The 19,604-nt window shown below is 71.1% G+C and carries 20 protein-coding genes; 10 read left to right on the forward strand and 10 right to left on the reverse strand.

Translation table 11 applies throughout. The annotated features are described in order from the left end of the window. Positions 1 to 43 precede the first annotated feature (43 nt). The 4 genes from ahpF to mutY all read right to left on the reverse strand — a co-directional run bounded on the left by ahpF (position 44) and on the right by mutY (position 4,239). On the reverse strand, positions 44 to 1,630 hold the full coding sequence (ahpF, locus tag ACFSNB_RS14250) for an alkyl hydroperoxide reductase subunit F (RefSeq protein ID WP_377317711.1): 1,587 nt from the start codon (positions 1,628 to 1,630) through the stop codon (positions 44 to 46). 89 nt (positions 1,631 to 1,719) lie between these two features. Further along, on the reverse strand, positions 1,720 to 2,283 hold the full coding sequence (gene ahpC / locus ACFSNB_RS14255; RefSeq protein ID WP_377317713.1) for an alkyl hydroperoxide reductase subunit C: 564 nt from the start codon (positions 2,281 to 2,283) through the stop codon (positions 1,720 to 1,722). A gap of 190 nt (positions 2,284 to 2,473) precedes the next feature. Continuing rightward, positions 2,474 to 3,136, reverse strand: coding sequence for a hypothetical protein (locus ACFSNB_RS14260; protein WP_377317715.1), 663 nt, complete (start codon positions 3,134 to 3,136; stop codon positions 2,474 to 2,476). A 14-nt stretch (positions 3,137 to 3,150) separates the two neighbouring features. Beyond that, on the reverse strand, positions 3,151 to 4,239 hold the full coding sequence (mutY, locus tag ACFSNB_RS14265; RefSeq protein ID WP_377317717.1) for an A/G-specific adenine glycosylase: 1,089 nt from the start codon (positions 4,237 to 4,239) through the stop codon (positions 3,151 to 3,153). Positions 4,240 to 4,287: 48 nt separating this feature from the next. Here mutY and ACFSNB_RS14270 point away from each other — a divergent pair, with 48 nt between their 5' ends. Next, positions 4,288 to 4,812: a DUF721 domain-containing protein gene (locus ACFSNB_RS14270; protein WP_377317719.1), complete on the forward strand. Its 525-nt coding sequence runs from the start codon at positions 4,288 to 4,290 to the stop codon at positions 4,810 to 4,812. A gap of 195 nt (positions 4,813 to 5,007) precedes the next feature. On the opposite strand, the gene pyrF is transcribed toward ACFSNB_RS14270, so the two are convergent. The 6 genes from pyrF to ACFSNB_RS14300 form a co-directional block, all read right to left on the reverse strand. After that, positions 5,008 to 5,721 (reverse strand): orotidine-5'-phosphate decarboxylase, encoded by a 714-nt coding sequence (gene pyrF / locus ACFSNB_RS14275; RefSeq protein ID WP_377317721.1) that lies wholly within the window; start codon positions 5,719 to 5,721, stop codon positions 5,008 to 5,010. Positions 5,722 to 5,749: 28 nt separating this feature from the next. Continuing rightward, on the reverse strand, positions 5,750 to 6,043 hold the full coding sequence (locus tag ACFSNB_RS14280; RefSeq protein WP_377317723.1) for a lipopolysaccharide assembly protein LapA domain-containing protein: 294 nt from the start codon (positions 6,041 to 6,043) through the stop codon (positions 5,750 to 5,752). After that, a complete protein-coding gene (ihfB, locus tag ACFSNB_RS14285) occupies positions 6,040 to 6,333 on the reverse strand; it encodes an integration host factor subunit beta (protein ID WP_377317725.1) in 294 nt (97 codons plus the stop codon). The genes ACFSNB_RS14280 and ihfB overlap by 4 nt, the downstream gene beginning before the upstream one ends. Before the next feature lie 99 nt (positions 6,334 to 6,432). Continuing rightward, complete coding sequence (locus tag ACFSNB_RS14290; RefSeq protein ID WP_377317727.1) at positions 6,433 to 6,927, reverse strand: hypothetical protein; 495 nt, start codon at positions 6,925 to 6,927, stop codon at positions 6,433 to 6,435. Position 6,928: 1 nt separating this feature from the next. Beyond that, a complete protein-coding gene (locus ACFSNB_RS14295) occupies positions 6,929 to 7,933 on the reverse strand; it encodes an NAD(P)H-dependent glycerol-3-phosphate dehydrogenase (RefSeq protein WP_377317729.1) in 1,005 nt (334 codons plus the stop codon). A 91-nt stretch (positions 7,934 to 8,024) separates the two neighbouring features. Beyond that, positions 8,025 to 9,500: a DnaJ domain-containing protein gene (locus ACFSNB_RS14300; RefSeq protein ID WP_377317731.1), complete on the reverse strand. Its 1,476-nt coding sequence runs from the start codon at positions 9,498 to 9,500 to the stop codon at positions 8,025 to 8,027. 232 nt (positions 9,501 to 9,732) lie between these two features. On the opposite strand from ACFSNB_RS14300, the gene fliF reads away from it, so the two are divergent. From fliF to ACFSNB_RS14345, 9 genes are all read left to right on the forward strand, one after another. Further along, complete coding sequence (fliF, locus tag ACFSNB_RS14305) at positions 9,733 to 11,379, forward strand: flagellar basal-body MS-ring/collar protein FliF (protein WP_377317733.1); 1,647 nt, start codon at positions 9,733 to 9,735, stop codon at positions 11,377 to 11,379. A 45-nt stretch (positions 11,380 to 11,424) separates the two neighbouring features. Further along, complete coding sequence (fliG, locus tag ACFSNB_RS14310) at positions 11,425 to 12,444, forward strand: flagellar motor switch protein FliG (protein WP_377317735.1); 1,020 nt, start codon at positions 11,425 to 11,427, stop codon at positions 12,442 to 12,444. Between the two features lie 123 nt (positions 12,445 to 12,567). Next, complete coding sequence (locus ACFSNB_RS14315) at positions 12,568 to 13,266, forward strand: FliH/SctL family protein (protein WP_377317737.1); 699 nt, start codon at positions 12,568 to 12,570, stop codon at positions 13,264 to 13,266. Positions 13,267 to 13,365: 99 nt separating this feature from the next. Further along, positions 13,366 to 13,692, forward strand: coding sequence for a flagellar motor switch protein FliN (gene fliN, locus ACFSNB_RS14320; protein ID WP_377317739.1), 327 nt, complete (start codon positions 13,366 to 13,368; stop codon positions 13,690 to 13,692). Positions 13,693 to 13,721: 29 nt separating this feature from the next. Next, positions 13,722 to 15,098, forward strand: coding sequence for a sigma-54-dependent transcriptional regulator FlbD (gene flbD, locus ACFSNB_RS14325; protein WP_377317741.1), 1,377 nt, complete (start codon positions 13,722 to 13,724; stop codon positions 15,096 to 15,098). Positions 15,099 to 15,158: 60 nt separating this feature from the next. Then, positions 15,159 to 17,228 (forward strand): flagellar biosynthesis protein FlhA, encoded by a 2,070-nt coding sequence (gene flhA / locus ACFSNB_RS14330; RefSeq protein WP_377317747.1) that lies wholly within the window; start codon positions 15,159 to 15,161, stop codon positions 17,226 to 17,228. Positions 17,229 to 17,268: 40 nt separating this feature from the next. After that, on the forward strand, positions 17,269 to 18,312 hold the full coding sequence (locus ACFSNB_RS14335) for a flagellar biosynthesis protein FlhF (RefSeq protein ID WP_377317743.1): 1,044 nt from the start codon (positions 17,269 to 17,271) through the stop codon (positions 18,310 to 18,312). Positions 18,313 to 18,323: 11 nt separating this feature from the next. Next, positions 18,324 to 19,121, forward strand: coding sequence for a MinD/ParA family protein (locus ACFSNB_RS14340; RefSeq protein WP_377317749.1), 798 nt, complete (start codon positions 18,324 to 18,326; stop codon positions 19,119 to 19,121). A 4-nt stretch (positions 19,122 to 19,125) separates the two neighbouring features. Then, positions 19,126 to 19,604, forward strand: a 479-nt coding sequence (locus tag ACFSNB_RS14345; RefSeq protein ID WP_417629373.1) for a hypothetical protein, incomplete at its 3' end; no start/stop codon positions are given.

Here is a 19,604-nt window from a genome sequence, read left to right on the forward strand (position 1 = left end):
CCGGATCGCCCGGAGCGGCGGCCGGCGCCGCCCCGGGCGGGGGTCAGGCGGCCGCGTCCGCCGTGGCGGGAACGCGGATCAGGTAATCGAACGCCGCCAGCGAGGCCTTGGCCCCCTCGCCCATCGCGACGACGATCTGCTTGTAGGGAACATTGGTAGCGTCGCCGGCCGCGAACACCCCCGACAGTGAAGTCTGGCCGCGCGGGTCGATCTCGATCTCGCCGCGCGGCGACAGCGCCACCACCCCCTTCAGCCACTCGGTGTTGGGCACCAGCCCGATCTGGACGAACACCCCGTCGAGGGCCAGCGTCCGCGCCGCGCCGTCGCGACGGTCGCGATAGGCGAGGCCGGTGACCCGGGCACCGTCACCCAACACCTCGGAGGTCTGGGCCGAGACGATCACCGTGACGTTGGCGAGGCTGGCCAGCTTGGCCTGCAATACCGCATCGGCGCGCAGGCGGTCGTCGAACTCGATCAGGGTGACGTGGGCGACGATGCCGGCGAGGTCGATCGCCGCCTCGACCCCGGAATTGCCGCCGCCGATCACCGCCACCCGCTTGCCCTTGAACAGCGGGCCGTCGCAATGCGGGCAGAACGCCACCCCCTTGTTGCGATAGGCCTCCTCGCCCGGCACCCCCATGGTGCGCCAGCGCGCCCCGGGGGCCAGGATCACCGCGCGGGCCCGCAACGCCCCGCCCCCGGCCAGCCGCAGCCCGACCAGCCCGCCCGGTTCGGCGGCGGGGATCAGCGCCTCGACCCGCTGGGCGGTGACGACGTCGATGCCGTGTTCGCCGACCTGGGCCTCCAGCGCGGCGGCCAGCCGGGGGCCTTCGGTGTGGGGCACCGAGATCAGGTTCTCGATCGCCAGGGTGTCGAGCACCTGCCCGCCGAACCGTTCCGCCACCAATCCGGTGCGGATGCCCTTGCGGGCGGCGTAGATCGCGGCGGCCGAGCCGGCCGGGCCGCCGCCGACCACCAGCACCTCGAACGGCGCCGTGGCGGCGAGACGCGCGGCCGTGGCGGCGGCGGCACGATCGGCGGCGCCGACATCGAGCTTGGCCAGGATCTGGTCGAGCCCCATCCGCCCCTGGGCAAAGGGCGCGCCGTCGAGGAACACCGCCGGCACCGCCATCACCGCGCGGGCGGCGACCTCGTCGGGGAACAGGGCGCCGTCGATCGCGACATGGCTGATCAACGGGTTGAGCGCCGCCATCAGGTTGAGCGCCTGCACCACGTCGGGGCAGTTCTGGCAGGATTGGGAATAATAGGTCTCGAACGCCAGCTTCCGGTCGATCGCCCGGATCCGCGCGATCAGCTCGGCGGATTCCTTGGGCGCATGGCCGCCGAGATGGAGCAGGGCCAGCACCAGCGAATTGAATTCATGCCCCATCGGCGGGCCGGCGAAGCGGACCGCCGCGCCGGTATCGGGCCGGCGGATGGCGAAGGAGGGCTGGCGGGGATCGGCGCCCTCGCGGAGCGCGATCCGGTCCGACAGCGCGACGAGATCGTCGAGCAGGGCCCGGGTCTCGGCCGAGGCGGCATCGCCGCCCAGCGCCGCCACCAGCTCGATCGGGTGCTGGATCTTCTCGAAATAGGCCTTGAGCTGGCCGCGAATGCCGTCATCCAACATCGGTGCGTTCCCCCCGCGCCTCCGGATCGGCCGGAGGCGGCGTCAGTCGATGGCGGGGACCGGCGCCGCCGGCCCCCGATTGCGGGCGATCAGATCTTGCCGACCAGATCGAGCGACGGCGCCAGGGTCTTGTCGCCTTCCTTCCACTTGGCCGGGCAGACCTCGCCGGGGTGGGAGGCGACATACTGGGCGGCCTTGACCTTGCGCAGCAATTCGCGGGCGTCGCGGCCGATGCCGCCGGCGGTGATCTCGACGATCTGGATCCGGCCGGCGGGGTCGATCACGAAGGTCCCCCGATCGGCCAGCCCGGCTTCCTCGATCATCACCTCGAAATTGCGGGAAATCGCCCCGGTCGGATCGCCGATCATCGGGTAGCGGATCTTCTTGATCGCCGGCGAGCTGTCGTGCCACGCCTTGTGGCAGAAATGGGTGTCGGTCGAGACGCTGTAGATCTCGACCCCGAGCGCCTGGAACTCGCCATAGGTTTCGGCGAGGTCCTCCAGTTCGGTCGGGCAGACGAAGGTGAAGTCGGCCGGATAGAAGAACACCACCGACCAGCCGCCGCGCAGGTCGGCGTCGCTGACGTCGATGAACTGGCCGTTCTTGAACGCCTTGGCCTGGAACGGCTTGATTTCGGTATTGATCAGAGACATCGCCTACCCCTTGGCTGGTTGCATTTCCATCGGCGCCGGACCGAACGCCGCGCGTCCGGTCCGGGTGGGGAGAAGACGGAAGCCCGCCACCGCGCGCGGCCGCCCCCGTCTCCTCAACATGAAGACAGGTTAGGCCGTTGAACGGCTCTTTGCAATGATTAAAAAGAGCGACTAGCCCCGCCGCCCGCCGTCACGGGCAGGGATGGTGGCGTGGGTCGGCCTCGTCGCAGACCGAGACGGCACGCAGGAACAGCGCCCAATCCTGCAACACCTCGGTCGGCACCGGCACCGGATCGGACGGGCCGAACGGCGCCCCGCGCCACAGCCGCTCGACCACGAACAGCGCCTGCCGGCCCCGGATCGCCTTGACCGCCACCAGCCCGCCCTTGCCCGATTGGTGGCCGCGATTGCAGGTCACCGTCATCGTCGCCACCGGGTAATTGTTGAGCACCCCCTCGGAGATCGGGCTGGGGCCGGCGACGTCGCAGCCGGAACGGCTGGCCTCGGCCACCCGGTTGACCACGGTGCGGGCATCGGTGCGGGCATCGGCGATCACCTGGATCGTCACCATCTCGGTCCAGTCCTCGGTGCTCTGGCCCGCCGGCAGCAGGTGGGTCACCACCACGCTGCGGCTGCTGGTGGCGCCGCCCTTCTTCCACCCCGCCAGCGGGGTCATCAGCAGCCGTTCGGTCAGCACGTTCCCGCCGCCACCGCCACCGCCGCCGCCGCTCTCGCCCGGCGCCGGGCCGGCCGGATCCTCGGCCAGGGCCGGAGACGCGGCCAGCGCCAGCGCCAGCGCCGCCGCCCAGGCGGGACGACGGGAACGGAACGAACGGGATCGGCAGCGGTTCATCGATGGACTCCGCGTCAATAGGCCTTCGACAGGGCAAGGTGGACCACCTTGCGCATCACCGAGGGCAAGGCCTGGTCGGACAGGCGGTCGAGCGGGCACCACAGCCCGCGCGCCGGCGGCTGGCCGCGCGCCCGCGCCGTCGCCACCGTCAGTTCGAGATGGAAATGGGTGAAGGTGTGGCGCACCAGCCCGGGCAGCAGCCGCCACGGCCCGGCCAGCTTCGCCGCCGCCAGCGGCGAATCCGCCACCGCCTCGGCCAGCTCCCACGCCTCGGCCCGCCATTCGGTCGAGGGCACCTCCATCATCCCGCCCAGCAGGCCCTGGGGCGGACGGCGGCGCAGCAGCACGCTGTCATCGTCGCCGATGATCCAGAAGACCAGGCCGCGCCGGGTCGGCCGCTCGGCCTTCGGCGTCCGCGCCGGCAGCTCGGCCTCGATCCCGGCCAGCCGGCCGGCGCAGGCATCGCGCCACGGGCACAGGCCGCAGGCCGGATTGCGCGGGCTGCACAGGGTGGCGCCGAGATCCATCACCGCCTGGGCGTAATCGCCGGCCCGCTTGGCCGGGGTCAGCTTGGCCGCCAGCGCCTTCAGCCGGGGCTTGGCCCCCGGCAGCGGCTCGGTCACCGCGAACAGCCGGGCCATCACCCGCTCGACATTGCCATCGACCACCACCGCGCGGTGGCCGAAGGCGATCGCCGCGATCGCCGCCGCGGTGTAGTCGCCGATCCCCGGCAACTGGCGCAGCGCCTCCTCCTCGTCGGGAAACAATCCGCCGCGCCAGTCCGTCACCATCCGGGCGCATTGGTGCAGGTTGCGGGCGCGGGCGTAATAGCCGAGCCCGGCCCAGGCCTGCATCACCTCTTCGACCGGGGCGGCGGCGAGGTCGGCCACCGTCGGCCAGCGTTCGAGGAAGCGGTGGAAATAGGGGATCACCGCCGCGACGGTGGTCTGTTGCAGCATCACCTCGGACAGCCAGACCCGATAGGGGTCGGCGGCCTCGCCCGGCGCCGCCCGCCACGGCAGCCGGCGCCGCTCGCGGTCGTACCAGCCGAGCAGCAGCTGGGCCAGGGCGCGGGGGGTGGGGGAACGGCGGGGCGCGGACATGGCGGCAGGATAGAGCATCGCGCCCGATTGGGGTATCCTGCCGAAATCATGGCCGCCCCGCCCGATTCCCCCGCCCGGCCGCCCGCGCCGCCGCCCCGCACCACCCACGGGCTGGTGGCGGTGGCGGTGCCGTCCGCCCGGGTCACCCGCCCGGTGTTCGGCCGCCACGGCTTCGCCGAGGGCGCGCTGGTCACCGACTGGCCGGCGATCGTCGGCGCAGCGATCGCCCATCACGCCTTGCCGGTGCGGATCCGCTTCCCCGCCGGCGAACGCAGCGGCGGCACCCTGATCGTCAAGGTCGCCTCCGGCGCCTTCGCCCTCGAGATGCAGCATCTCGAGCCGCTGATCGTGCAGCGGATCAACGGCTATTTCGGCTGGAACGCGGTCGCCCGCCTGCGGCTGATCCAGGGCCCGCTGCCGGAACGCCCCCGCCCGGCCGCGCCGCCGCCGCCGCCACCGCTGCCGGACGACAGCCCGGCGGTGGAAATGCTCAGTCTGGTCGAGGATCCGGACCTGCGCGCGGCGTTGACCCGGCTCGGCGGCCACATCGCCGCGCGCAACCGGAGCAAATAGGCGCCCCCCCCATCCGACACGAGATGTGGGCTCCGCCCACGCCCGCCAAGGGCCGCAAGGCCCTTGGATCCCCTTGGGGGGTCGGGCGCGGACAGGATTTTCCGCTTGGGCGCGGGGGCTTGCCGCGCGAAGGACCGGGAAAGGGTTCCAAGGGCCTTCGGCCCTTGGCGGGGGCGGGCAGAGCCCGCGAATCGGCTACAGCCCCAGTTCGGCCTGAATGCGGGCGGCGGCGTCGGCCGGATCGGCGGCGGCGGTGATCGGGCGGCCGATCACCAGGATGTCGGCGCCGCGCGCGCGGGCCTCGGCCGGGCCCAGCACCCGCTTCTGGTCGCCGACCTCGCTCCAGCTCGGGCGGATGCCGGGCACCACCAGGGTGAAATCGGGGCCGCATTCGGCCCGCACCGCCGCGACTTCCAGCGGCGAGCAGACCACGCCGTCGGCCCCGGCCTCCTGGGTCAGGCGGGCGAGGCGGCGGACCTGATCCTCGATCGGCCCGGCGAAGCCGACCGCCTCGGCCGCCTGCTGGTCGAGGCTGGTCAGCACCGTCACCGCCACCACCTTGGGCGCGGCGAGGCCGAGGCCGGCGGCGGTGTCGCGGGCGGCGCCGACCGCGGCGCGGATCATCTCGGCGCCGCCGCTGGCATGCAGGGTGGTGACCGCGACGCCGAGCCGGGCGACGCCGCGCATCGCGGCGGCGACGGTGTTGGGGATGTCGTGCAGCTTGAGATCGAGGAACAGCGGCAACCCGACATCGCGGACGACGTCGAGACCGGCCGGCCCGACGGCGGTGAAATATTCCAGCCCGAGCTTGAGGCCGCCGACCCGGCCGGCAAGGCAATGGGACCACGCGGCGACGCGGGCGGGCTCGGTGGTGTCGAGGGAGACGAAGACGGGATTGACGGAAGTCATGCGAATCCTTGGCGGGAGGGGGGAGAGGTCAGCCGCCGTCGGGCCGGCCGCGCACCGCGCCGAGCTGACGTTCAAGGCTTTCGATCCGGCGCTGCTGTTCGAGGGCGCGGCGGCGGGCCGGCGCGGCGGCCAGCCAGGCCAGCGTCGCGCCCCCGGCCAGCCCGAGCCCGAGCGGCACCAGCACGGCGAGGAACAGCGGCAGCGACAGATCGATCGGCACCGGCCACAGATCAAGCGCGACCCACTGCCGGTTGGAGATGGCGAACACCGTCGCCAGCAGCGCCAGCGGGGCCCCGACGGCCCAGCCGAACATCCGTCTCATTCGTCGTCGCCGCCGACATTGAGCCGCTCGCGCAGCTGCTTGCCGGTCTTGAAGAACGGGACCGTCTTCGATTCGACCTCGACCGCCTCGCCGGTGCGGGGGTTGCGGCCGAGCCGGGGGTCGCGCTTCTTGACGGAAAAGGCGCCGAAACCGCGCAGCTCGACCCGGTCGCCGCGGGCGAGGGCGTCGGCGATCTCGTCGAAGATGGTGGTGACGATGCGTTCGACGTCGCGCTGGTAGAGGTGGGGATTGCGCTCGGCCAGACGGGCGATCAGCTCCGACTTGGTCATGGGTCAGGATCCTCGCAAGCAATCGGTCGTTCAGGGGGAACAGCATGCCCCACGCCACCGGGGGCGTCAAGTCAAGCCCTTGAGCCCGAAGGCTTTTTCTCAACCGTCCCCGGGGGGCGGCACCACCTCCCAGGTATCGTCGGCGATCCGGCAGGCCACCACGTCGCGCACCAGCGGCGCGGCGCCGTCGTCGCCACTCTGCTGGCGCAGGGTGCGGCAGGGCCGGCCGCCGGCATCGGTCCAGCCCTCGCCGACCATCGTCACCCGGCCGCGATGGTCGCGCAGTTCCCAGGCGACCGGCTGGCCGGGCTGGCCGGCCTCGGCGGCGGCGACGGTGGCGGCGGCCCACATCCGGCTGGGCGCGGGGTCGAGATAATCGCCGATGGTGATGCCGACCGCCGCGCCGGCGGCAAGGCCGGCCCCGGTCAGCGCCCAGGGATAATGGGTGCCGATCGCCGCCACCCGCCCGAGCCCGGCCCCGATCGCGCCGCCGATCGCCCCGTCGGCGCGGGGCGGCTCGACCGGATCGGCCTCGGCACAGCCGGCCAGGATCACGGCGAGCAGCAGGAGTGCCGGCGGTCGGATCGGGCCCATCTCATACCCCTTCGCTGCGGAACGGCCGCGCCAGCAGCCCCTCGATCTCGGAATCGAGATCGGCGCCCCGGTTGAGCACCGCATCGATCACCGCACAGATCGGCATCTCGATGCCATGTTTTTCCGCCATCCCGACCACGGCGGCGGCGGAATGAACCCCCTCGGTGACCGAATGGCGGCCGCCGAGGATCTCGGCCAGGGCGCGGCCCTCGCCCAGGGCGAAGCCGAGCGAGTAGTTGCGCGACTGGGTCGAGGAGGCGGTCAGCATCAGGTCGCCCAGCCCCGACAGCCCCATCAGGGTCTCGATCCGGCCGCCCCGGGCCAAGGCGAGGCGGCTCATCTCGGCCAGCCCCCGGGTGATCAGGGCGGCGCGGGCATTGTCGCCGAAGCCGCGCCCCTCGACGATGCCGCAGGCGATCGCCAGCACGTTCTTGACCGCGCCGCCGATCTCGGCCCCGACCAGATCGTCGGACAGATAGGGGCGGAAGCTCGGGGTGCCGAGCGCCTCGACCAGCGCCTGCCCCAGCCCGGCATCGCCGCAGGCCAGGGTGATCGCGGTCGGCAGGCCGCGCGCCACCTCGGCGGCGAAGGTCGGGCCGGACAGCACCGCCACCACCGCCTGCGGCAGCTCGGCCGCCACCACCTCGTGCATCAGGGCACAGCTCGCCAGCTCGATCCCCTTCGAGCAGATCACCACCGGGGTGCCGGGCCGGCAGGCGGCGGCCAGGGCGCGACAGCCGGCGCGCAGATGCTGGGCCGGGGTCACCAGCAGCAGGGCCTCGGCCGCCGCCACCACCGCGCCGAGGTCGCCGCTGGCGGCGAGGCCGGGATCGAGCGCGACCCCGGGCAGGAACAGCTCGTTGCAGTGGCGGGCATTGACCGCCTCGACCACCTCGGGCTCGCGCGCCCACAGCGCCACCATCCGGCCCGCCCGCCGCGCCGTCACCGCCAGCGCGGTGCCCCACGCCCCGGCCCCGATCACGCCGATCCGTTCCAACCCGCTCATTTTCCGCCCCTTTCCGCCGTCTGCGCGAGCCCCCGGTTTACCCCGGCGGCGGCGGCGGGGCAAGCGCGGCCGGGACCGAACGGCGGCGGCGCTATTCGTCGGCGGCGAAGCGGTCGGGCGGCAGCGGCAGCGGCGCCGGCTCGCCCTCGCGCTGGGGGGTCAGCCACACCTCGGGCAGACGGGTCGTCGCCCGGGCGGCGGCGGCCGACTGGTAGCGGAAGGTCACCGTCATCGGCAGCACCGAGGCGCGCATGTCGCGCAGGAACAGGCCGCAGCCGCGCGAGTAATCGCCGCCGGTGGCGTATTCGATCCGGTAGGTGCCGTCGGGAATGCCGCCGACGCCGATGTGGAAGGTGGCGGGGACATAGGCCGCCAGCACCGTCGCCCCGGTCAGGGTCTTGAGCTTGACCACCCCGTCGCGGGCGCCGTCATTGTGCAGCAGCAGGCGGTGCTCGCCGCCGACCGGGTGGGACAGCACCTCGCCCGGGGTCGGCGGCGCGCCGCGATGGTCGCGGCACCACGCGCTGCGGAAACGCTCGCCCGAGCCGGCATAGAGCAGGCGGGTCTCGACGAAGCCCTCGAGCCCGGCCGGGCTGCGCACGCCGACCCAGTCGGGATCCTCGGGGGTGGCGGTGATCTCGACCGGGGTGAAGCGGTCGAGCAGGGTCAGCACCGGGGCGCGCGGCAGCGGCGCCTCGCGCAGCTTGAGCCCGTCGACCGCGACGTGGCGAACCTCGCCGACCTCGGCCGGGGCCAGGGCGATCGCCGCGCCGGTCGAGGGCGGCGGCCGTTCCCACGGCTTAAGCGCGATCAGGGCGAACATCGCCAGGGTCAGCGGCAGCGCCAGCAGCGGCAGGGCCTGGGGCAGGAACACCGGCCCGCCCGGCCGCCAGCGATTCTTCAGCCGCCGCGCCGGGGCGGGGCCGGCGGCGGCGCGCAGCGCCGCCAGTTCGGCCCGCTCGGCCGCGCCCCGGGCGAAGCGGCCGGCCTGATCCAGCAGCGAATGGGCCAGCGCCGGATTGTCGCGGGCCAGGAACGCCGCCGCCTGATCGCGCAGCAGGCGGAAATTGTCGCGGCGCGGCCGCTGGCCGCCGAGCAGGGCGATGACCAGCGCCCACGGCGTCAGCACCAGCCCGGGCAGCGACCACCAGCCCCGGCTCCAGCAGGCGATCGCGGTGGCGATCGCGACGCGGTCGGCGCAATCGCGGCAGAACAGCCCGGCGCGGCGGTCGAGCCGGGCCCACAGCAGGTAGGAGCGGACGCGCGGGAACAGCAGGGCACGGGGCTGGGCGGTGGCCCGGCCGCAGCAGCCGCAGACCGCCAGCGGCGGCAAGGCGGCGGCGGCCTCGGCGGCGGCGCGGTCGTAGGCGGCGCGCTCCCGCCGGTCGCTCAGCACGGCATAGGCCTCCTGCAGGCGCAGAAACGCCTCGCCCGCCGCCGCCGAGGGATCGTGATCGGGATGAACCGCCTTGACCCGCTGGCGGTAGGCGGCGTGGATGGCGTCGGCCTCGGCGTCGGGGGCGACGCCCAGGCACGCGTAATAGCCCTTCGGATCCGCCCTGCCCATCCCGCGCCGCGATCCCCGCTCCGCCGTTCCGATCGTTGGCTGACATAGAAGCAGGAACCGCCCCGCTGTCACCAATGTTTTCGTTGCCGCCACCAAGCCCCGCGCGCCACGCCATGCCGGCCGGCAAGATTTGCCGGGTACCGTTAACGTTCTTTTCAGCGCCCCTGGCCTAGCGTGCGCAAGGCGATCCGTGTGGCTGGATGGTGGAATCGACGTGAACGCATTTCTGCAAATGCTGCGAGGCCTCGGGCCGATGCGCCTTGCCGCCATCGCCGGGGTCGGCATCTGTGTCCTCGGCTTTTTCATCTACCTGATGAGCCGGGTGGCCGCGCCCCAGATGGAGCTGCTGTACGGCGACCTCGAACTCGCCGATTCGAAGCAGATCGTCGATCGCCTCACCGCCGACAAGATCCCCTACGAGCTGCGGCGCGAGGGCGCCGAGATCTGGGTGCCGAAGGACCGCAAGCTCGACCTGCGGGTCAAGCTGGCCGAGGACGCCCTGCCGAGCGGCGGGCGGATGGCCGGCTACGAGCTGTTCGACAAGCAGGACAATTTCGGCTCGACCAGCTTCCAGCAGAACATGACGATGGTGCGCGCGCTCGAAGGCGAGCTGGCCCGCACCATCCGCTCGATCGACAAGGTCAAGGCGGCCCGGGTCCATCTGGTCCTGCCCAAGCGCGAGGCGTTCTCGCGCGACACCCAGGAGCCGTCGGCCTCGGTGGTGCTGAAGATGCGCGGCAATTACCGGCTCGACAAGGGGCAGGTCCGCTCGATCCAGCACCTGATCGCCACCGCGGTGCCGAAGATGAAGGTGTCGCGCATCTCGATCATCGACGACAAGGGCACCCTGCTGGCCAAGGGCTTCGACGACAGCCAGGAATACATGGCGCAGACCGCCGAGGAAATGCGGCTCAATTACGAGGCCCGCATGGTCCGCACCATCGAGGACCTGCTCGAACGCTCGCTCGGGCCGGGCCGGGTCCGCGCCGAGGTCAATGTCGACATGGACATGAGCCGGGCGGTCACCACCGAGGAGACCTACGACCCCGAAAGCAAGGTGGTCCGCTCCGAGGTCAGCATCAACGAGGGCGAGCAGAGCCAGGACAGCGACCCCACCCCGGTGTCGGTGCAGCAGAACCTGCCCGATCCCAACGCCAGCGCCAACGGCAACACCCGCACCTCGAGCAAGTCGAACAAGACCCAGGACACCGTCAATTACGAGATCTCGAAGAAGACCAAGAACGTCGTCCGCGAGCTGGGCGAGGTGCGCAAGGTCTCGGCGGCGGTGCTGGTCGATGGCGTGCGCGACAAGTCGGCCGACGGCAAGCAGACCACCTACCGCGAGCGCACCCCGGAGGAAATGGCCCAGATCGAGGCGCTGGTGAAATCGGCGATCGGCTTCAGCAAGGACCGCGAGGATCAGGTCAAGGTCGCCTCGATGCCGTTCTACAAGGGCGACGAGCTTGATCAGGCCGAGGAGCCGGGCGAGTTCATCTTCGGCATGCGGCGCGATTTCGTCGAAAAGATCGCCTCGAACCTCGGCCTGTCGATCGTCGCCATCCTGTTCCTGCTGCTGGTGCTGCGTCCGCTGATCAGCCGCGCGATCGAATCGATGCAGGGTCAGGTCGGCCCCGACGGCCGCCGCCTGCTGACCGCCGATGGCGGCGCGATGCCCCAGCTGACCGGCCCGGGCGCCGTCGCCCTCGCCCCGCCCGGCCTGGGCGAGGAGGAGGAGGTGATCGCCGACGAGCTGATCGACATCGACAAGGTCGAGGGCCGGGTCAAGGCCTCGTCGATCCGCAAGATCGGCGAAATCGTCGACAAACACCCCGAAGAGGCCTTGTCGATCATCCGCAGCTGGCTTTACCAGGAAAGCTGATTCCCGGCCCCCCGCCGGCGACCTCAACACGGAGCGCCCCGCCCCATGGCCCGCATGAAGGAAGATTATCGCAGCCTGACCGGCCCGCAGAAGGCGGCGATGTTCATGCTGTCGCTCAACGAGGAGCACTCGGCCAGACTGTTCAGCATGATGGGCGACGACGAGATCAAGGAACTGTCGCAGATCATGGCCAGCCTCGGCACCGTGTCGTCGAACATGGTCGAGCGGGTGTTCGTCGAGTTCGCCGACGCGCTGTCCTCGACCGGCTCGCTGACCGGCTCGTTCGACACCACCGAGCGGCTGCTGATGAAGGCGCTGCCCAAGGACCGCGTCAGCGCGATCATGGAAGAGATCCGCGGCCCGGCCGGGCGGACGATGTGGGACAAGCTCGGCAATGTCAGCGAGCAGGTGCTGGCCAACTACCTCAAGAACGAATACCCGCAGACGGTGGCGGTGGTGCTGTCGAAGATCAAGCCCGACCACGCCTCGCGGGTGCTGGCGGTGCTGCCCGAGAATTTCGCGATGGAAGTCATCATGCGCATGCTGCGGATGGAGGCGGTGCAGAAGGACGTGCTCGACGGCGTCGAAAAGACCCTGCGCACCGAATTCATGACCAACCTCGCCCGCACCCAGCGGCGCGATTCGCATGAACTGATGGCCGACATCTTCAACAACCTCGACCGCAACACCGAAAACCGCTTCATGAGCGCCCTTGAGGAGCGCAACCGCGAGAGCGCGGAAAAGATCAAGGCGCTGATGTTCACCTTCGACGATCTGGTGCGGATCGATTCCGCCGGCATCCAGGTGCTGCTGCGCTCGATCGAGAAGGACAAGCTGGCGATCGCGCTGAAGGGCGGGGCCGACGCGGTCAAGGAACTGTTCTTCAAGAACATGTCCGAGCGCGCCGGCAAGATGATGCGCGAGGACATGGAGGCGCTCGGCCCGGTCCGCCTGCGCGACGTCGATCAGGCCCAGTCGGCGATCGTGGCGATGGCCAAGGAACTGGCCGCCTCCAACCAGATCGTCATCTCCGAAGGCCGCGAGGAGGACGAACTGGTCTATTAGTCTCCCCCGCCGCGCCCCCCGGGGAGCGCGGGGGCGGGCCGAGGACGAACTGGTTTCCCGAGGCTCGACTGGTGTAAGGAATAGGGTGGAGGCCCGATCAAAGCGGGGAAAGGCGGCGAGGGTATGGCGTATCGCAAGTACATGTTCGACCTCGATTTCGATCCGCCGCCGGCACGCAATCCGCCGGCGGCCGACCCGGCCGAAATGGAACTGCTGATCGACGACCCGATGGCGGTGGACGAGGAAGAGGAAGAGCCGCCGCCGCCGACCTTCACCGAGGAAGACCTCCAGCTGGTGCGGGAATCCGCCTTCGCCGAAGGCTACCGCGCCGGCCAGACCGAGGCGCTCGACACCGCCGAGGGGCGGATGACCGAGGCGATGAGCCGGCTGGCGGCGGGGATCGCCGCGCTTGATCAGGCCCAGGCCGAATCCGCCGCCGAGGCGCAGCGGGTGGCGTCGCGGGTGGCGATGGCGGTGCTGCGCAAGATCCTGCCCGCCGCCTGCGAGGAACATGCCTTCGAGGAGGTGGTCCGCACCGTGGTCGATTGTCTCGGCGCGGTGCTGGACGAGCCCCGCATCATCGTCCGCGTGGTCGAGGAACTGGTCGATCCGGTGCGCGAGCGGCTCGACCTGCTGGTGGGCGAGCACGGCTTCGAGGGCCGGGTGGTGGTCCAGGCCGACGCCCGCCTGCCGGCCGGCGACTGCCGGGTGGAATGGACCGATGGCGGCGCCGAGCGCGACCAGGCCCGGCTGATCGCCGACATCGAGGCGGCGGTGGCCCGGGCGCTGGCCCCGCCCGAACGCGACGCCCCGCCGGAATGACCGGCGGGGGTCAGGAAATGAAACGCGGCCCGGGGGCCGGTGCCCCCGGCCGGGTTCGGGCGAGGCCCGGATCGCATCTGGCCGGAGACGGAGGACGGTATGCCTGATTTCGAGTTGAACGACCTCAAGATCGACGGCGAGGACCAGCAGCGCGGCGACGTGCCGGACACCCCGCGCTCGGCGCGCGATCTCGAGGCGGTCTACGACATTCCGGTGCAGGTGTCGGCGGTGCTGGGCAAATCGACCATGCAGGTCAACCAGTTGCTGAAGCTCGGCCGGGGCGCGGTGGTCGAACTCGACCGCAAGGTCGGCGAGGCGATCGACATCTACGTCAACAACCGGCTGGTCGCCCGCGGCGAGGTGGTGGTGGTCGAGGACCGGCTGGGGGTGACGATGACCGAAATCATCAAGACCGATCGGGCCTGACCGGCAGCGGGAGGAGAAAGGGCGAAGCCATGCGACTTCTGATCATCGGCAGTCTGGACGGCCAGATCGGTGCCGCCAGCCGGATCGCGATCGAGCGCGGGGCCAAGGTGCGCCATGCCGTCACCGTCGAGGCCGGCCTCGACGAAATTCGCGGCCAGGGCGCCGATCTGGTGATGGTCGACGTCAAATGCGACATCCGCGCCCTGATCGAAGCGCTGGAAACCGAGCGGATCACCCTGCCGGTGGTGGCCTGCGGCATCGCCTCCGACGCCTCGGCGGCGGTGCGGGCGATCAAGGCCGGCGCCAAGGAATACATTCCGCTGCCGCCCGACGCCGACCTGATCGCGGCGGTGCTGGCCGCCGTCACCGAGGAACGCCACAGCATCGTCTTCAAGGATCCGCGCATGGCGCAGACCCTGAAGCTGGCCGAGCAGGTGGCGGCCTCCGACGCCTCGATCCTGATCACCGGCGAATCCGGCACCGGCAAGGAACTGGTCGCCCGCTTCATCCACCGCAAGAGCCGCCGCGCCGACCGCCGCTTCGTCGCGGTCAATTGCGCCGCGATCCCCGAGAACCTGCTCGAATCCGAGCTGTTCGGCCATGAGAAGGGCGCCTTCACCGGCGCGGTGGCCCGCCGGATCGGCAAGTTCGAGGAAGCCAACGGCGGCACCCTGCTGCTCGACGAAATCTCCGAGATGGACGTCCGGTTGCAGACCAAGCTGCTGCGGGTGTTGCAGGAACGCGAGATCGACCGGGTCGGCGGCAGCCAGCCGGTCAAGGTCGATGTCCGGATTCTCGCCACCTCCAACCGCCAGATGGAAGAGGCGGTGCGGCAGGGCAGCTTCCGCGAGGATCTTTATTATCGCCTCAACGTCGTCACCCTGGCCCTGCCGGCGCTGCGCGAGCGCCCGCTCGACATCCCGGTGCTGGCCGAGCATTTCGCCAAGCGCTACAGCGAGAGCAACGGCCTGCCGCTGCGGCCGCTGACGGTCGAGGCGCGCCAGATGCTTACCCGCCACGGCTGGCGCGGCAACGTGCGCGAACTGGAGAACTGCCTGCACCGCGCCGTGCTGCTGGCCCAGGGCAACGAGATCGGCCCCGAGGCGATCCTGCTGAGCGGCGCCCCCGCCGCCGGCCCGGCCGATCCGGTGGTGGCCCAGGCCGCCGCCGCCGCCGCCGCGGTGACCAGCGGCGCCCGTTCGCCGCTGGTCGGCAAGACCGTGGCCGAGGTCGAGCGCGACCTGATCCTCGACACGCTGAACGCCTATCTCGGCAACCGCACCCACGCCGCCAACATTCTCGGCATCTCGATCCGCACCCTGCGCAACAAGCTCAAGCAGTATGCCGACGAGGGAATCGCGGTGCCGCCGCCGGCCGGCGTCGAAGCCGACCGCGCCACGTTGTAACCGGGAGAAGCAAGGATGGCCGGCGGCGAGATGGCGAACGCGACGGTGGCGACCCGGCAGATGCTGACCCGGCTCGGCACGGCGGCGCGCCGGGGCGACGTCGCCCTGGCCGGCGGCGTGATCCTGATCCTGGCGGTGCTGATCCTGCCGCTGCCGCCCTGGATGCTCGATGTCGGGCTGTCGCTGTCGATCACCATCTCGGTGCTGATCCTGATGGTGTCGATCTTCATCGAGCGGCCGTTGCAGTTCAGCTCGTTCCCGACGGTGCTGCTGATCACCACCCTGATCCGCCTCGCCCTCAACCTCGCCTCGACCCGCCTGATCCTGTCGCACGGGCATGAGGGGGTGGAAGGCGCCGGTCAGGTGATCGCCGCCTTCTCCAGCTTCATCATGAGCGGCAATTTCGTCATCGGGATCATCGTGTTCGCGATCCTGGTGATCGTGAACTTCGTGGTGATCACCAAGGGCTCGACCCGCATCGCCGAGGTGGCGGCCCGCTTCACCCTCGACGCGATGCCGGGCAAGCAGATGGCGATCGACGCCGATCTGTCGGCCGGGCTGTGCGACGAAAACACCGCGCGCAAGCGGCGCAGCGAACTCGAACAGGAATCCGCCTTCTTCGGCGCGATGGACGGCGCCTCGAAATTCGTCCGCGGCGACGCCATCGCCGGCCTGCTGATCACCGCGATCAACATCATCGCCGGGATGGTGATCGGCATGGCCCAGAACGGGCTGAGCTTCTCCCAGGCGGCCGACATCTACACCAAGCTGACCGTCGGCGACGGTCTGGTCACCCAGGTGCCGGCGCTGATCGTCTCGGTCTCGGCCGGCATGCTGGTGACCAAGGCCGGCATCCACGATTCGGTCGACCGCGCCTTGTTCGCCCAGCTGGCCGGCTATCCCCGCGCCGTCGGCATGGCGGCCGCGCTGATGACGATGATGGCGCTGGTGCCGGGGATGCCGTTCCTGCCGTTCGCCCTGCTCGGCGGCGGGATGGGCACCGCCGCCTTCTTCCTCGACCGGATGAAGCGGACCGAGGCCGAGGAGGAGGAGCGCAACGAGGCGGCCAGGACCGCCCAGCAGACCCCGGTGTCGGAGGAGCCGATCTCCACCGCGCTCCGGATCGATCTGGTCCGGCTCGAACTGGGCTATGGCCTGCTCCAGTTGATCAACAATCCCAAGGGCCAGCGCCTGACCGAGCAGATCAAGTCGCTGCGCCGCGCCATCGCCGCCGAAGTCGGCTTCGTGATGCCGAGCGTGCGCATCCAGGACAACATGCAGCTGCCGGCCAATGCCTACGTGATCTTCATCAAGGAGGTCGAGGCCGGGCGCGGCGACCTGCGGCCGACCATGCTGCTGGTGATGGATCCGCGCGGCGAACCGATCTCGCTGCCGGGCGAGAAGACCCGCGAGCCGACCTTCGGCCTGCCGGCGATGTGGATCGACCCCGCCGCGCGCGAGGAGGCGCTGTTCCGCGGCTATACCGTGGTCGATCCGCCGACGGTGGTCACCACCCACCTGACCGAGGTGGTCAAGGACAACATGGCCGAACTGCTGAGCCATGCCGAGACCCAGAAGCTGCTCGACGACCTCGACAAGGAACAGCACAAGCTGATCGGCGAGCTGATCCCCAACCAGATGACCGTCGGCGGCCTGCAACGGATCTTGCAGAACCTGCTGGCCGAGCGGGTGTCGATCCGCGACCTGCCGACCATCCTCGAAGGGGTGGCCGAGGCCTGCGGCCACACCCGCAACGTCACCATGATCACCGAGCACATCCGCTCGCGCCTCGCCCGCCAGATCTCCGACGCCAATTGCGGCCCGCAGGGCTTCATCCCGCTGCTGACCCTGTCGCCGGAATGGGAGCAGGCCTTCGCCGAATCCCTGGTCGGCGCCGGCGAGGAAAAGCAGATCTCGATGCCGCCGTCGCAATTGCAGGATTTCATCAACCGGGTGCGCCAGACCTTCGAGCGTTTCGCGATGCAGGGCGAGACCCCGGTGCTGCTGACCAGCCCGATGGTGCGGCCCTATGTCCGCTCGATCATCGAACGCTTCCGGCCGATGACGGTGGTGATGAGCCAGTCGGAAATCCACCCCAAGGCCCGCATCAAGACCCTGGGGCAGATATGAACGCGCGGAACGGACCACGGGCTGACGGGAAGGCGGGGCGATGCGGCTGAAATCCTTCACCGCGCCGACGATGTCCGAGGCGATGGAGATGGTCCGCGCCGAACTGGGCGACGACGCGATCATCGTTTCGACCCAGCGCGCCGCCGGCAGCAAGGGAGTCCGGATCACCGCCGCGCTGGAGCACGCCGAGGCCGACCTCGCCGTCGCCGAATTGCTGGGCGAAAGCAACACCGCCAGCGCCGCCGAGCGGGTGCGCGCGGTGCTGGTCGAACACGGCACCCCGGCCCGGCTGGTCGAGCGGCTGGTCAACGCCGCCCGCACCGCCGAGATCGCCGACCCGGTGCTGGCCTGCGCCGCCGCGCTGGAGGCCGGCTTCGCCTTCGCCCATCTGCCCGAACACGCGGCGCCGCGCCCGTTCATGCTGGTCGGGCCCAACGGCTCGGGCAAGAGCGTCAGCGTCGCCAAGCTGGCGGCGCGCTCGGTGCTGAAACAGCGGCGGGTGGGGGTGATCACCTGCGACAATCTGCGCGCCGGCGCGGTCGAGCAGCTCGCCGCCTTCACCTCGATCCTCGAGATCGAGCTGGTGCGGGCGCGCGGCCCCGAAAGCCTCGCCCGCGCCGTGGCCGACAGCCAGGGCCGCTTCGACCTGACCCTGATCGATTCGCCCGGCCTCAATGCATTCCGGCCGGCCGACATGGAGTATCTCCAGGCGCTGATCGAGGCGGCCGACGTCGAGCCGATCCTGGTGCAGGCCGCCGGCGGCGACGCGACCGAGGCGGCCGAGATCGCCGAGGCCTTCGCCACCGTCGGCGCCACCCGCCTGTTCGCGACAAGGCTCGACACCACCCGCCGCCTCGGCGGCACCCTCGCCGCCGCCGAGGCCGGCCAGCTCGCCTTGTGCGACGTCTCGGCCAGCCCGCACGTCGCCTCCGGCCTGTCGTCGATTTCCGCCCTGTCCCTGGCCCGGCTGCTGATGCCGTCGGCGGCCCCGGCCGCCGCCGCGATGTCCGCCCCGGCCCCCACACCGTCCCCGACCGCGTCGTCCCCGGGCGCCTCCCTGTGGACCGAGGCCTCCGCCCCATGAGCAACACCCCCATGACCACCCCGGACGCCCCCACCCTCGCCCCCCGTCCCCTGTTGCGGACCAAGGGGCGGAACATCATCGCGGTCGCCTCGGGCAAGGGTGGAGTCGGCAAGACCTGGTTCGCCATCACCCTGTCCCACGTCCTCGCCCGTTCCGGCCAGAAGGTGCTGCTGTTCGACGGCGATCTCGGCCTCGCCAACGTCGACATCCAGTTGGGGCTGATGCCCAAGGCCGACCTCGGCAGCGTGTTCTCGGGGCGGATGACCCTCAATCAGGCGACGGTCGGGTTCGGCGCCGGCGGGTTCGACGTGATCGCCGGCCGCTCCGGCTCGGGCACCCTGGCCAACATCCCGCTGTCGCGCCTGCAAATGCTGGGCGAGGATCTGGTGATGCTGGCCGGCAGCTATGACCGGGTGGTGGTCGATCTCGGCGCCGGGGTGGAAAAGCCGGTGCGCGCCTTCGCCCAGTCGGCCGGGACGATCCTGGTCGTCACCACCGACGAGCCGACCTCGCTGACCGACGCCTATGCCTTCATCAAGGTCACCCAGCTCGAACGCCCCGGCTGCGACCTGAGGGTGATCGTCAACATGGCCAACTCGACCCGCGAGGGCGAGCGGATCTACAACACCCTGCTGAAGGCCTGCGAGGGCTTCCTCAAGATCTCGCCGCCGCTGGCCGGGGTGATCCGCCGCGACCTCAAGGTGCGCGAGGCGATCCGCAACCAGATCCCGATCATGATCCGCTCCCCCCACACCGAAGCCGCCGCCGACGTCGAGGCGATCGTCGAGCGTCTGGTGCGGACCCGGTAGGCGGATGGAACCGCTGCTGCCGTCGGGCGGCCTGACCGCGCTCCCCACCTCCGCCGGCGGCGGGGCCACCCTCCTGCTGCTGACCCCGACCGGCGGCGACGGCGCCCAGGCGCTGGTCCGCATCGCCCAGCAGGGCGTGCCCCGGATCGAGGTCACCGTCGTCACCACCCCCCCGGTGGCGACTCCGGCCCCCCTGCCCTCCGCCTCCACCACCAGCCTGATCCCCGGCGCCGTCCCCACCACGAATCCGGCCACGCCGGCGCCAACCACCGCCGCCAGCCCGCGCGGCACGGTGCAGGTGGCGCTGGGCGACGGCGGCAGGATCGACCTGCGCGGCTGGGATGGCCCGCCCCTACCGGCCGGCACCCGCCTGACCCTGCAACTCCAGCCACAGGGCGACGGCGTCGGCCTGCGGCTGCTGGCGATCAATGGCCGCCCCCTCGGCCCGGCCTTCGCCGCCGCGCCGCCCGCGCCGGCGGCGGC

It is taken from the genome of Phaeospirillum tilakii, assembly GCF_042683125.1.
Taxonomy (GTDB): Bacteria; Pseudomonadota; Alphaproteobacteria; order Rhodospirillales; family Magnetospirillaceae; genus Phaeospirillum; species Phaeospirillum tilakii.